Below are 13,862 nucleotides of genomic sequence, written 5' to 3'. Positions count from 1 at the left end.
TGCGCGTCGCCCGCGCCTACGGCATCACCGGCGGCACATAGTCCAGCGTCCGACCCAGCAGCCACAACAGGCCCAGCACCAGCGGGACGTGCGCCAGCAGCTGCAGGAAGGTGAAGCCGACAATGTCGCGCGCCTTCAACCCCAGCACGCCCAGCAACGGCAGCATCCAGAACGGATTGACCAGGTTCGGCAGGGCCTCGGCGGCGTTGTAGACCTGCACTGCCCAGCCGAGGTGCACGCGCAGCTCGTTGGCGGCCTGCATCACGTACGGCGCCTCGATGATCCACTTGCCGCCACCCGATGGCACGAAGAAGCCCAGCACCGCCGAATACACGCCCATCACCACCGCGAAGCTGTCCTGCGATGCGACCTGCACGAACACGCCCGCGAGCCGGTGCGCCAGCGTCTGCCCGCCGTCGCCGGCCACGCCGGTAAGGATCATCGCGATGCCGCCGTACAGCGGGAACTGCACCAGCACGCCGGTGGTGGACGGCACCGCCTTCGCCACCGCATCGAGGAAGCTGCGCGGCCGCCAGTGCAGCAGCAGGCCCAGCGACAGGAACAGCAGGTTGTAGGTGTTGAGATCCGCAATCGCGCTGACGGGCGGCCGGGTCGCGAACTCGCTCCACAACCAGCCCAGCGCCAGCAACGACAGCGCGATCGTCAGCAACGGGCTGCGTTCCAGCCATTCGGCGGGACGCGCGGTGGCCTTGGCGTCGACGGCGCCGGCGTCGACAGCGCCAGCAGTGTCGGCATCAACGACTTCGACACCCACACCGCACTCCCGTGCCGTGCGCGCCGAATCACCCGTCGGCGCCGTGAGCCATGCCACCAGCACCGACACCGCGATCAGCACCGCCGTCAGCGCCATCGACTGCCACAGCGCGATCGTCTGGGTGAACGGCAACACGCCGGTGATCTCCAGCAGGCCGGGCGGCATGCTCGCCGGGTTGGCCTGCAACTGCGCCGCCGACGAACTCAACCCCATCGCCCACACCGCACCCAGCCCGAGGTAGGCCGCAGCGCCAGCAGCGCGATAGTCCATGCGCAACGATTCGCGCCGGGCCAACGCGCGCGCCAGCAGGCCCGCGAACACCAGCGAGAAACCCCAGCTCAGCAGCGAGGTCGACATGCTGACGACGGCGACGAACGCGATGGCGCCGCGCCCCGTCGTCGGCACGCGCGCCAGCCGTTCGATCAGCCGCGCCACCACCGGCGCCGTGGCCACGACATAGCCACCGATCACCACGAACACCATCTGCATGGTGAAGGGAATCAGGCTCCAGAAACCCTTGCCGAAGCCCTGCGCCGTCGCCTGTGGCGTGGCGCCCATTGCCATCGCGGCGATAGCAACGATCACAACGCCAAGCACCGCGAACACATAGGCATCGGGGAACCAGCGCTCGGCGAAGGCGGCGCTGCGCAACGCCGCGCGCACCATGCGGCTGTCGCGCGACACCGACGCCGCCGTCATGCGCCTTTCTGCCACAACGCCGCCGCAAAGCCGGCGAACACCACCGCCCCTACCCAATGGTTGTGCAGGAAGGCCCTGAAACACGTCTCACGTTCGCGATTGCGCGCGATGACGAACTGGTAGGCCACCAGCACCGCCGCGACGCCCAATCCATACCAGTAGTAGGTGCCCAGCTCAGCGCGCCTGCCCACCAGGAACAGCGCATAGAAGAACAGCCCATACAGCAGGCCCTGCGCGACCAGGTCCATCTCGCCGAACAGGATCGCGGTCGACTTGCTGCCCATGCGCAGGTCGTCGTCGCGATCGACCATCGCGTACCAGGTGTCGTACCCGGTCGCCCAGAGGATGTTGGCGACGTACAGCAGCCATGCGACCGGTGGCACCGTGCCCTGGATCGCCGCGAACGCCATCGGGATACCCCAGCCGAACGCCAGCCCCAGATAGACCTGCGGCAGGTAGGTGTAGCGCTTGAGGTAGGGATAGCTCGCCGCCAGCAGCACGCCGACGAAGCTCATGTAGACGGTCAACCTGTTCAGCGTCAGCACCAGCGCGAACGCCACCAGCATCAGCACCGCGAATACCGCCAGCGCCTCGCGTCCCGATACCGCGCCGGTCGCCAACGGACGCTGCCGGGTGCGTTCCACGTGCGGATCGAGCCAGCGGTCGGCGTAGTCGTTGATCACGCAGCCGGCCGAGCGCGTGAGCCACACGCCCAGGCTGAACACCACCAGCGGCCACAACCGCGGCATGCCCTTCGCCGCCAGCCACAAGCCCCACCACGTCGGCCACAACAACAGCAGCCAGCCGATCGGACGATCGCCGCGCACCAGTCGCCAGTACTGGCCCAGTCGTTCACGCCAACGTGGCACGGGTACCGGGATGGGGTCGTAGTCGCGTTCGTAGGTCATGCGTGGCCGTCAGATGGGGCTTTTTCGCGTATCGGTGGCGTGTTTTGCCGCCGGCATTGGGTCATATTAGGCTAGCGCCAGCGCCTGGCCCGAGGGGATGCCTGGGTATGGACATCAATAGCAGGGAAGTCAGGATCAGCGCCAAGGGCCTCGCCCATGGCATGTATGTCAGCCGGCTCGATCGACCATGGCTGGAAACGGCCTTCCTGTTGCAGGGCCTGAAGATCACCACCGACGACGAGATCGCGATGCTCCAGCGCATCTGCAATCACGTCTGGGTGGACGTGAGCCTGGGGCGCTCGCCCGACCCACGCTTCCTCGCCTTCGACGAACCCGACAAGGTCCGCCAGCAGCGCGCGGCCGAAGAAGTGCAGCGCCTGCGCAAGCAGGACTGGCAAGCCGAGCACGACGTGCAGACCGAACTGGCGCAGGCCGAACAGGTCCACGCCACGCTGGAAGCGGCGATCGACGAGGTCATGACCGATCTGCAGACCGGCAAGCGCCTGGACCTCGAGAAGCTCAAGGACGGCGTCAGCGCGATGATCGACTCGATCCTGCGCAATCCCACCGCGTTCGTGTGGCTCAAGGAGATGAAGCGCCGCGACAGTTACGGCTACCAGCACGCGATGGGCTGCGCGATCTGGTCGGCGAGCTTCGGTCGCCACCTCGGGCTGGATCGCGCCGAACTGCAGATCCTCTCGCTGGGCGGGCTGCTGGCCGACGTCGGCAAGACGCGCCTGCCGATGGAACTGCTGACGAAGACCACGCCGCTGACGCCGGAGGACATCGAACTCGTGCATCAGCACGTGCAGCACGGCCTGGAGATCGTCGACGACACGCCCGGCCTCTCACCGAAGATCCGCGAGATCGTCGCCACCCACCACGAGCGCCACGACGGCAGCGGCTATCCCTGGCGCCTGAGCGGCAGCGAGATCCCGATCTTCGGCCGCATCATGGGCCTGGTCGACAGCTACGACGCGATGACCTGCCAGCGGCCGTACGCGAAGAGCCGCTCACCGCACCAGGCCGTCAACGAGCTGTACGAACAACGCGGCAAGCAGTTCCAGGCTGAGCTGGTCGAACAGTTCATCCAGAACTGCGGCATCTATCCCACCGGCTCGCTGGTGGAACTCTCCAACGGCCAGGTCGCCGTGGTCACCGACGTGCACAGCCTCAAGCGCCTGCGCCCGCGGGTGATGTTGCTGCTGGATGCCGACAAGCTGCCGTTGCAGCAGTTCCGCGTGCTCGACCTGGGCGAGGTGGAACACGACGAACGCGGACAGCCGCTGAGCGTCAAGGGCGGTCTGCCCAGCGGCGCCTACGGCATCGATCCGGTCGAACTGTTCCTCGCCTGACCCGCGCATGGCCGGCATCGAGGACGATCTCACCGGCCTGCACAACCGTCGCAGCTTCCTCTCGTTGCTGCGCCGGCACGTGGCGCTGTGCAACGAGCAGCAGAGCTCGCTCGCGCTGATCGTCATCGACATCGACGGCTTCGCCCGCCTCAACGCCGCGCACGGCTACGAGTTCGGCGACCGCGCGCTGCAGCACCTGGCGGCGCAACTGCGCGACGTCACCCGCATGCAGGACCATGCCGCGCGCATCGGCGACAACCGCTTCGCCCTGATCCTGCCGCGCATCCTCAACAAGGGCCACGCCGAACTGGCGGTGCAGAAACTGTTCCGCCTGCTCGAGGTCCCGTTCGAGGCGCCGCAAGGCAAGCTGCGCATGACCGCCACGATCGGCGCCGCGTTGTGCCCGATGCATGCCAGCCAGGGTGAGTTCCTGCTGCGCCAGGCGGAGAAGAGCCTGGAGATGGCGCGCGCGACCGGCCAGCATTTCCTCTTCGCCCCCGACAACGACGAAGATCGCGGCTTCTCCGAATTCTGGGACCTCGAGATCGAGCTGGGCGACGCCCTGCAACGCGGCGAGCTGTACCTCACCTACCAGCCCAAGCTGCGCATGAGCGACCTGCGGCCGATCGGCGCCGAAGCACTCATGCGCTGGCAGCACCGCGCGCGCGGCCTGGTGTCGCCCGAGCAGTTCATCCCGATCGCCGAACAGACCGGGCAGATCAAGACCATGACCGCGTGGGCGCTGAACACCGCGCTGCGCCACGCCAGCGAGTGGGACAAGCCGCACGGCCCGATGTCGGTGGCGGTGAACGTGCCGGCCGAACTGGTCGGCCAGGACGACCTGCCCGACCTGGTCGAGAACGCCCTGCACCTGTGGGCCAAGCCCGACGTGCAACTGGTGCTGGAGATCACCGAACGCTCGCTGGTCGCCGATCCGCGCCACAGCTTCGGCGTGCTCTCGCGCATCCGCGACATGGGCGTGAAGATCTCGATCGACGATTTCGGCACCGGCTATTCCTGCCTGGCCTACTTCAAGGACATCCCGGCCGACGAACTGAAGATCGACAAGTCCTTCGTCCACGGCCTGCTCACCGACGAAGCCAGCGCCGACATCGCCTCGCTGATCATCGACCTCGCCCACCGCTTCGACCTGTCGGTCGTGGCCGAGGGCGTGGAAGACCAGGACACCTTCGACGCATTGCGGCAGCGCAACTGCGACGTCGTGCAAGGCCACCTGTTCGCCAAGGCGATGCCGTTGGCCGAGTTCAGCGGCTGGTTGCAGCGGCATTCGCGCAACGTGGCGTGATCGTGGATGCGCATCCTGGATGCGTGGCTGAAAGGTGGCCCTGGCGGTTTTGAAGGCGCGGCTCCGAAGGCGCGACCCTGAACTCACGAACCTGATCCGATGCCGCAACGCCGGGGGCATGCACTCACCGGAGGATCCCGTCGCCAATCGCACCCGCTGCGTTGCTCGCACCCCTTCAGGCAACGTGCGATGATGCGCGCCCTAAAACGCGCCTGTAGCTCAGCCGGATAGAGTAGTGGCTTCCGAAGCCATTGGTCGGGGGTTCGAATCCCTCCAGGCGCGCCAGTTTCGCGGCAGGTCCGCATCATCAGAGCGGCACATGCCTTGCTGTCTCCCGGCCAGCTCGAGCCGTGGCCGAGCTGCCATTCGCCCCCGGCACCTGAAAGCGTCAGCCGCCCCTCCAGCTCCGCAGCTGGCGCGAATCCCACCCGGCAAGACCCGGGCAGCAGTCCCGCAGCCGCCCGTTCACCCCCAAAAGCCCCTCGCCGACACGCGGAACTCGCGCCGATCCGGCGCATCTGGAATAATTCCCGCTCTTTGACCCGGCCGTCTGGCCAGACCACAAGGTCCGGGCCAGTCCTCAGGAACAGTCCTCGTGCGCAATTACGACCTCGAATTCCTCAAGAAATTCTCCCTGGTGATCGGCTTCCTGATGCTGGTGACCGTTGGTTTGATCTGCGGTGCCTACTTCGTGCACCTGCAGCTGCCGGCGGAAGTCCACCCGGACGCCGCGCGCCTGACCCACGAACGCATCGCCCCGGCCGGCGCGGTCTACGCCGGCACCACCGGTGCCGCGGCCCAGACCGCCGCGATCAAGGCGGCGGCGGACAAGGCCGCTTCGCAGGTCGCCTATGGCGGCACGCTGGATGGCTCGGTGATCTTCGGCAACCTGTGCACCGGCTGCCACACCTCCGGCGCCGGCGGTGCCCCGACCCTGACCGCCGCCGGTTTCGGCGCCCGCGTCGGCAAGGGCAAGGACACGCTGTACAAGCACGCGATGGAAGGCTTCACCGGCACCGCCGGCGTGATGCCTGCCAAGGGCGGCAACCCCGGCCTGAGCGAAGCCCAGGTCAAGGCCACCGTCGACTGGATGATGGCCAACATCAAGTAAGCGGACCTTGCACCACCCGCCGCAACGACGCCGCCTCCGGGCGGCGTTGTCGTTTTGGGGCCGGGACGTCTGCCGTCACCCGCACGCGCGACCACTCAAGCTGTCGGCCAAGCCAGCCCGTGACCGGCAAATCCCGGCGCCAACCCGCCATCGCCCCTAAAATGCGGGCATGAGCGACATCCCGTTCCCCACCGCTTCGGCCACCGTGCATCTGCCCGGCCCCGCCGGCCTGCTCGAAGTCGCGGTCGACCCGCCCGACGCCGACGCCCTGCCCCTGGTCGCCATCGTCTGCCACCCGCTGCCCACCGAGGGCGGGACCATGCACAACAAGGTCGTGACCATGGCCGCGCGCGCGCTGCGCGAACTGGGCCTGACCACGGTGCGCTTCAACTTCCGCGGCGCCGGCGCCTCAACCGGCCATTTCGACGAAGGCCGCGGCGAGTCCGATGACCTGCGCACCGTGGCCGCCTGGGTGCGCGAACAGCGTCCCGGCAGCGGCCTGTGGCTGGCCGGCTTCAGTTTCGGCTCCTACGTCACCATCAAGTGCGCCGCCGAACTGCAGCCGGGGGTGCTCGTCTCCATCGCCCCGCCGGCTGCCGGCCGCAGCTGGGACTTCAGCGCGATCACGCCACCCGATTGCCCCTGGTTGGTGATCCAGGGCGAAGCCGACGAGATCGTCGACCCGCAGGCCGTCTTCGACTGGGTCGATTCCCTGCGCCACCTGCCGCAGCCGCCGGAACTGGTACGCATGCCCGGCACCAGCCACTTCTTCCACCATCGCCTGATGGACCTGCGCGGCGCGATCAAGGCCGGCGTGCGGCCCTATCTGCCGCACCTGACCGTCGCGGACTGAACCGATGCCGCTTGCCCGGATCTCCGCGCCAACCGATCACATTTCCCCGTTCCGCCGCGACCTCGCGGGCGTCCGCGCGCGCATTGCCAACGCCAGGCAGCACGGCGCAGGCACCGGCTTCGACATGAATTCCATACGCGCCTATCCGGCCGCAGGCACCGCCTCGTCCGGAAGCCGACTCGCAGGACTCACCGTCGGATGACCGACGCCGCACTTCCCTCCCAGCGCTACGCGCAAGGCATCGCCCGCGGCGACTGGCAGGACGACCCCGCCCAACATTCCGCCCTGCGCGAACTCGATCGCCTGCACGCGTCGTTGCTACAACCCGTACGACGCGGCTGGCTCGGCTCCCTGTTCGGAGAGAGCAAGCCAGCCCCACGCGGCCTGTACCTGTGGGGCGGCGTCGGCCGCGGCAAGACCTTCCTGATCGACCTCTTCTTCGACGGCCTGCCCATCACGGAAAAACGTCGCACCCACTTCCACCGCTTCATGCGCGAAGTGCACGCGCAACTGCGCGCCCACGCCGGCGAGCGCGACCCGCTTGCCGCCATCGCCCGCGAATGGAAGGACACCCTGCGCGTGCTGGTGCTCGACGAATTCTTCGTCAACGACATCGGCGACGCCATGCTCCTGGGTCGCCTGCTCGAACGACTGTTCGCCGAAGGCGTCGTACTTGTGACCAGTTCCAACACCGCCCCCGGCAACCTCTACCAGCACGGCCTGCAACGCGAGCGTTTCCTGCCCGCCATCGCGCTACTGCAACAACACACCGTCGAACTCCTGCTCGACAGTCCCCACGATTACCGGCTGCGCGCCCTCACCCGATCCCCCGTCTATCGCACCCCGCTGGACGCCGGATCCGACGCATGGCTGCAACAACGCTGGCACGAACTCACCGCCGGCCTTCCCGAAGACCCCTGCGCGAACGTTGCAACAAACAGTGCGGGCGGCGCGGGTCACATCGAGATCGACGGCCGCCGCATCCCCGTGCGCGCCACCGCCGAAGGCCACGCCTGGTTCGACTTCGCCGCCCTGTGCGAAGGCCCTCGCGCCGCTGGCGACTACATCGAGATCGCCACCGAACACCACACCCTGCTCATCGGTGGCATCCCCACGCTCGACGACAACCAGGCCGACCCCGCGCGTCGCTTCGTCCACCTCATCGACGAACTCTACGACCGCCACGTCAACCTCATCTGCACCGCCGCGCAGGTACCGCCATTGCTTTACCAGGGCGAGAAACTGACCGGCGCATTCGAGCGCACCGCATCGCGCCTGATCGAAATGCAGACCGCCGAATACCTCGCCCTCGAACACCGAGCCTGATCCACCATACGGTCTTATCATCCGTTCCCGGGCAGGCGATTGGTTAGCAGCCCGGTTTTGTGCTGTGGTTTATTGGGCGATGTGGGGTAGTCGGGCCTTTGCGGGTGGTTTGAGCGGGGTTGCAGCAATGAATGAAGGCGCTGTATTTGGGTTTCTTTCTTCTATTAGGTGTTAGGCGGCACCCAATGTCCAAGCGACTTGCAGCAATTGCCCTTAGCTCTCTTGCAACAATCGCGTGTGGTGGCGACCAATTGTTGTCGCCTCCGAGCACATGGGGTGGAGATTTCACCGATCGGTCTCCCGCCACTGATGATTGTCCTGGGGGCACCCTCGCCCGCCTTCGCACTCGCATGGCCGTCTCGGAGCCATACACCCTGACGGAGTTTGGGCCGCGCATTCCAGACGCTATTCGCTCACGCATAGCGGATACTGACAGGCTCCACTCGTTTCAATTCAGCACGGCCCCAGACTCGGGCAACTTCTGGGGGTTTAGCGGCTACTTAGTTTCGCGCGGCGATTGCATTGTTCACGCGCATGTCACCGGCTATGACAACTGAGCAGCCGCCTAACAATTCATTCAAGCCGAAGCCGCTTCGCGGCTCGGCTTAATTCAGGTGTTAGGCCTCATGAAGACATTTGTGGCATCTGTAGGGTTGGCGTCAGCGCTTCTGTGTGGCTGCGCAAGCATGCGCTCTGAGTCGGTGCCTTCTGGCTCGGAACTGGTCGGCACCTACTACATGGGCGATGGGTTGGGCATCTGTATGGAGGTCACGCTCCGCCCCGACGGGGCCTTAAGCGGCGTCGCCTGTGGCGCGGAGCACATCGGCGTGCCCGGCCGCGAGTTCACAGGCACTTGGTCGCTCTCCGGACCCATCCTCCATGTCGCCACACCCGCTGGCGAGATCGGAGACTCTGAGGTCTTCTTCTGGCAGGGCAGCCCTGCTTTCGTGGAGCTAGAGAACAAGCGTGGCAACCGGGTCGAGCGGTGGGCAGTCTTTCACAAGGCCACTCGCTGAGGCCTAACAATTCATTCAAGCCGAAGCCGCTACGCGGCTCGGCTTAATTCAGGCGTTAGCACCCATGCCAAAGATCCTGGCCAACCTAGCTATACTTCTTGCATTGTGCGGGTCTTGCGTCGCTCAAGAGGCACAGTTGCCAGCCTTGTTCGAGATTGGCACTGACTTAACTAGCAGACGCCTAGAACAGCCAAGTCTTTGCGGCAACGCTTCACTGCCCAAAGACAAGGCAAGTGAGATATCGCAATTGGTATCTAGCGTTAGTCAGCCCGGAGCTAAAGACGCCCTTGGCAACTCGCCGGCGTACTACGCTGTTATGGCGGACAACCCGTCGCAACTGGATAGATTGCTTTCACTCGGTTATGACACGACTGTGCCTGAAGGCTCACTGCTTCACGCAGCTGCTTTCTGGAACTCCGTTGATTCTGCTAACCGCCTGCTGGATATCGGCGTTGATCCGAATGTCCAGAACAAGGGCGGTGGCACCCCGTTGATGGTGGCAGTTAGCGAGGGTGGCCCTGACGTAGCAAGATTGCTATTGGCTCGCGGTGCACGCGTTGACACCAAAACACTTCGGCACGCCATCACATGCAGAGATCAATCCATCGTTGATCTGCTCGTCAAGCATGGCGCTCGAGTAGATGCTGATACACGCCGCATCGCAAACAAGTTCGGCGTACAGCTTCGTGCTGATGGGCGCTAACAATTCATTCAAGCCGAAGCCGCTTCGCGGCTCGGCTTAATTCAGGTGTTAGACCTTGTGACGGCTAATTTCGCAGTCTTTGCTTACCTTCTTCTACCGCTCTTCTTCCTGGCGGAGGTGATCTCGTTCTTCCGCACGAGAGCGGTAGAGCGCATCCTGTTCGACGAGTACCCGCGAGTAGCGAAGCAACTTGGGTACAGCGATTCAGATGGAGCCTACCGCCATCAGTTCAGAACTACTTACATGCTGCCCTTCTCGCCGGCCACGGTGTCTCTGCCTGAGCGACTCCGGCGGGAGATTCGCTTCCTCGCAGTCTTTCGCATAGTTTCCATCGCGTACTTCCTAGTCGTTGTCTGCGTAACTCTCGCGGACAAGGTCTAACAATTCGTTCAAGCCGAAGCCGCTTCGCGGCTTCGTCTTAAACTCTGCCGGTCTGACAGCGCGTAGGTTCTTAACCATGGCGTTGCGGCTCGGCTTAACTCAGGTGTTAGGGCGCATATGGAGACCATCGAGATTCGTGGGTTGAGTGTTGTGGTAGACCCGGATCGCACTCGAAGTGCCTACCAATCGATTGCCGCCGCTTCTCCATATCAGTGCTCGTGCGCTTACTGCGTCAACTTCAGAGCACTCGGCACTAGTCCATTCCCACAAGACGTACTTGCCTTCTTCGCAGGCGCGGGAATCGATCCTGCGTTACCTGCCGAGACGTACGAATACAACGAGACCGAGCCAGGCAAGCACTTGTACGGTGGGGAGTACTATTTCTTCGGAAAAGCACCGCTCACAGACGGCTCTGACTTAGATCCGTCAGGGGTATTCGATTTCACATTCACTGCGCCATCGCCACTGGCACAGCAAGAGTTTCGCGTAGAGGGCGCGGTGTGCCTTAGTTTCATAGCTGAGCTGCCGTGAGTCATCGCAGATGCGCCCTAACAATTCATTCAAGCCGACACCGCTTCGCGGTGCGGCTTAATTCAGGTGTTAGGCCCCACGTGTGAGTTCAATGGAATGCATTCATTGCCAAAGGCAACTAACCGTGCAGGAAATCCTGCAGCATGGCGCCTTCTCTTGGCCGGCGCTAAGCGCTTTTTGGTTCGTCTGCCCTTATTGCAATAGAGGCAGTCATTTCCGGGCAATGGATCGCGAGCTTTCCCGCATCCAGATTCTTAGCGCGCCAGGCCCAAATTGGGAGACTATTGATACGCTGCCAGTCGCAGATCTTGCGGTCCGCGTGGATCCAGGCTTCTTGCATGTGTGGTTTGGCAGGGTGCACTTTGAGTTTCCGGCTCGTGGCGCCTAACAATTCATTCAAGCCGAAGCCGCTTCGCGGCTCGGCTTAATTCAGGCGTTAGGCCGCATGGAGGGTTCAGTGAGCTGGCCAGATGATGCAGATGGGGACGTCTTTCGGCGTCTTGAGGCGGATGGCTTCGATTTTTCCAAATCCTATGCCATCGACTACAACGTCGACTTTGAGACTTGGCCTCCGGCTCCAGCGGCACTTGAGATACTGCGGTCGCAATACAACAACGTTGAGGTGTTCGAGCCAGACGAGGACGGAGATGGGTACGTTCTCTTCCAAATCACAGGACTTGTCACCTATGAGGGAGTCACTTCAGTTCAGCGCCGCACCAGTTCGACAATGCAGCCATATGGCGGCATTTGCGATTCCTGGGGAGTCTTGCACTAGTGCGGCCTAACAATTCATTCAAGCCGAAGCCGCTTCGCGGCTCGGCTTAATTCAGGCGTTAGGCCTATGAGAAACATTGTCGCGTTTGCAGCAGCACTCTTTGTTTCCTCGTTCGCTTCTGCGCAACCGGCTCATGCATGTGAGCCGGTTGACCCAACGGTTCGCATCTACGGTCCCGAGCTGACTATCGCGCAACTTGAAAAAATCGGGCTAGAGCTTGTCGCTGACAACCCCACGATTCCCCAAGTTGCATTTGGCATGGGCAATCGCAACTGGGAACGTCTAAAAGCCCAGTACACACCAGGGGACGTCTTCAAGGCCTTCGATGGACCTCGCTGGAGTGATGGCACTCCAATCGCCGGCGGCTATATCCTACTTCGGGGCTCGTGTGTCGTCGGCCAAATTGCAACCTGGCGGGCATAGGCCTAACAATTCATTCAAGCCGAAGCCGCTTCGCGGCTCGGCTTAATTCAGGCGTTAGGTGCCATGGCCAGTTCTTCAGAGGTGGATGAGGTCTATGCCCCGCCCAAGTCGCGTATTGCTGGCAGCTCAACTCAGCCATCGCTCCGATGGAGATTCTGGCTTACGTGTTTTGGCATAGCGCTTGCTGGCGCAATTGTCTTTGCCGGGCTTTCCGCTCCACCTATTTGGGCGAGTCTATCGGCGGTTTTTGGCACTTGGCTATCGGCGGCCTACTGGATACTTCTTCCCTACTTCAGATATAGGAATCGGGGTGCAGGCGTTGACTTCACTTACGTGGTTTGCGTCGCCCTCGGCGTGCCCTTGGGAGTAGGCATCGCGCTCCTAGCGCTAGGATTAACGGCACTAGTCGTGGGGTTGTTCCTTTCGCCGATTTTGACGCTGCATTAGGATGGCACCTAACAATTCATCCAAGGCGAAGCCGCTTCGCGGCTCGCCTTAATTCAGGTGTTAGGCGGTCGCTGCGAGAGATTTGTGGGTGTTCAGTTACAGCGCGTCAACGACGCCGGCACCCGACGCAACCGCACATCGAGTTTTCCAGTTGGAGCCGCGCCAGTCCTTCCTGGCACCCAGCCTTTTGTCGCCTCAGGTTTCCCACCGCATCTCGGCGGCCGCTGCCGTTTTCGCGCTTCCGGTCTTCGGGTAGATTGTCGGCTAGCGGTTAGCTGGCGGAGTGTCGCTTTGCTTCAAGGGGCATCGCCACCTAACAATTCATTCAAGCCGAAGCCGCTTCGCGGCTCGGCTTAATTCAGGTGTTAGCGCTCACATGCGAAAAATTGTCGCCGCTGTAGCACTCATGGCTATCGGCTTTCCTGCCGCCGCCTCTGATTATTCAGGTGCTGCAACCATGCTCATAGGCATCCCGGCCTTCTTGGCTTTCGACGTGATGCTAGCCATATTCATAGTTCTGCCCGCAAGCAGGTTTAGGCGGGCACTTGCATCCGTTGGCATTACCTTGCTTGCGATTCTTGGCATTGCTGTCACGGGCGATGCGATCGAAACGTTCGATCGACCATCTCCAGATTGGCTCATCGGCGGTGCGTTCTTCTTACTTGCCGGGTTGTCGTTATTCTTGTTCAACCACTTACTGTCCAAGGCTGCCGGAGCACCGAGTGAGCGCTAACAATTCATTCAAGCCGAAGCCGCTTCGCGGCTCGGCTTAATTCAGGTGTTAGACCTATGCAAACAGAGAGCTGGACGTGCCCAGCCTGCGAGTCGGCCGGCCCGCTAACGTCGGAGCGCTGCCCTATTTGCGCCTGCCCGAGGGACGCATCTGAGTCTGTTGTTGAGTACCACAAAAGGCGTCTCGCCTCTGTGGGCCAGATCGTCAAGTCAAAGCCGTACAAATGTGTCAAGTGTGGTGGACTCACAAAAGAGACCGGAGAGTTGCGGGCCTCTGGAGGCGCGCTATCCTCAATATTCGATATCAGTACCAACAGATTTAAGTACGTCACCTGTTCGTCGTGTGGCTACACCGAGTTTTATCGGGCAGACATGAGCGGGATCGCACAAGTTGCCGAATGGTTCGGCGGATAGGTCTAACAATTCATTCAAGCCGAAGCCGCTTCGCGGCTCGGCTTAATTCAGGTGTTAGCCCTCATGACGATTAGTTTCGCGACCCAAGTAGCTGCAGTTGTCGTTCC

Annotated in this window: 13 protein-coding genes and 1 tRNA gene; 12 read left to right on the top strand and 2 right to left on the bottom strand. The window is 63.0% G+C overall.

The window, feature by feature from the left end; genetic code table 11:
• Positions 1–16 precede the first annotated feature (16 nt).
• Complete coding sequence (locus ACYVD7_RS04950; protein ID WP_460760207.1) at positions 17–1,441, bottom strand: short-chain fatty acid transporter; 1,425 nt, start codon at positions 1,439–1,441, stop codon at positions 17–19.
• Between the two features lie 29 nt (positions 1,442–1,470).
• A complete protein-coding gene (gene ubiA, locus ACYVD7_RS04945) occupies positions 1,471–2,382 on the bottom strand; it encodes a 4-hydroxybenzoate octaprenyltransferase (RefSeq protein WP_460759857.1) in 912 nt (303 codons plus the stop codon).
• Between the two features lie 107 nt (positions 2,383–2,489).
• Here ubiA and ACYVD7_RS04940 point away from each other — a divergent pair, with 107 nt between their 5' ends.
• From ACYVD7_RS04940 to ACYVD7_RS04885, 12 genes are all read left to right on the top strand, one after another.
• On the top strand, positions 2,490–3,737 hold the full coding sequence (locus ACYVD7_RS04940; RefSeq protein WP_460759855.1) for an HD-GYP domain-containing protein: 1,248 nt from the start codon (positions 2,490–2,492) through the stop codon (positions 3,735–3,737).
• A gap of 7 nt (positions 3,738–3,744) precedes the next feature.
• A complete protein-coding gene (locus ACYVD7_RS04935) occupies positions 3,745–5,043 on the top strand; it encodes a putative bifunctional diguanylate cyclase/phosphodiesterase (protein WP_460759852.1) in 1,299 nt (432 codons plus the stop codon).
• 208 nt (positions 5,044–5,251) lie between these two features.
• Positions 5,252–5,328: transfer RNA gene (locus ACYVD7_RS04930), tRNA-Arg, on the top strand.
• Between the two features lie 310 nt (positions 5,329–5,638).
• Positions 5,639–6,154: a c-type cytochrome gene (locus tag ACYVD7_RS04925; protein WP_460759848.1), complete on the top strand. Its 516-nt coding sequence runs from the start codon at positions 5,639–5,641 to the stop codon at positions 6,152–6,154.
• A 169-nt stretch (positions 6,155–6,323) separates the two neighbouring features.
• Positions 6,324–7,007 carry an alpha/beta hydrolase gene (locus ACYVD7_RS04920; RefSeq protein WP_460759846.1) on the top strand — a complete coding sequence of 228 codons (684 nt, stop codon included), beginning with the start codon at positions 6,324–6,326 and terminating at the stop codon, positions 7,005–7,007.
• A 198-nt stretch (positions 7,008–7,205) separates the two neighbouring features.
• The gene (gene zapE, locus ACYVD7_RS04915) at positions 7,206–8,333 is read left to right on the top strand and encodes a cell division protein ZapE (protein WP_460759843.1); all 1,128 of its coding nucleotides are present in this window, start codon (positions 7,206–7,208) and stop codon (positions 8,331–8,333) included.
• Between the two features lie 626 nt (positions 8,334–8,959).
• On the top strand, positions 8,960–9,349 hold the full coding sequence (locus tag ACYVD7_RS04910; RefSeq protein ID WP_460759840.1) for a hypothetical protein: 390 nt from the start codon (positions 8,960–8,962) through the stop codon (positions 9,347–9,349).
• 64 nt (positions 9,350–9,413) lie between these two features.
• Positions 9,414–10,052 carry an ankyrin repeat domain-containing protein gene (locus tag ACYVD7_RS04905; RefSeq protein ID WP_460759838.1) on the top strand — a complete coding sequence of 213 codons (639 nt, stop codon included), beginning with the start codon at positions 9,414–9,416 and terminating at the stop codon, positions 10,050–10,052.
• A gap of 1,369 nt (positions 10,053–11,421) precedes the next feature.
• Entirely contained in the window at positions 11,422–11,739 is a 318-nt protein-coding gene (locus ACYVD7_RS04900) for a ribonuclease E inhibitor RraB (protein WP_460759835.1), read from the top strand.
• A 66-nt stretch (positions 11,740–11,805) separates the two neighbouring features.
• On the top strand, positions 11,806–12,162 hold the full coding sequence (locus tag ACYVD7_RS04895; protein WP_460736155.1) for a hypothetical protein: 357 nt from the start codon (positions 11,806–11,808) through the stop codon (positions 12,160–12,162).
• Positions 12,163–12,985: 823 nt separating this feature from the next.
• The gene (locus ACYVD7_RS04890; protein ID WP_460759833.1) at positions 12,986–13,342 is read left to right on the top strand and encodes a hypothetical protein; all 357 of its coding nucleotides are present in this window, start codon (positions 12,986–12,988) and stop codon (positions 13,340–13,342) included.
• A 56-nt stretch (positions 13,343–13,398) separates the two neighbouring features.
• Complete coding sequence (locus ACYVD7_RS04885) at positions 13,399–13,755, top strand: zinc ribbon domain-containing protein (protein ID WP_460759831.1); 357 nt, start codon at positions 13,399–13,401, stop codon at positions 13,753–13,755.
• Positions 13,756–13,862: the final 107 nt, after the last annotated feature.

This window comes from Lysobacter fragariae (assembly GCF_054779775.1).
The sequence above is the reverse complement of the archived record's forward strand: the minus strand, read 5'-3'. Positions and strand labels throughout refer to the sequence as shown.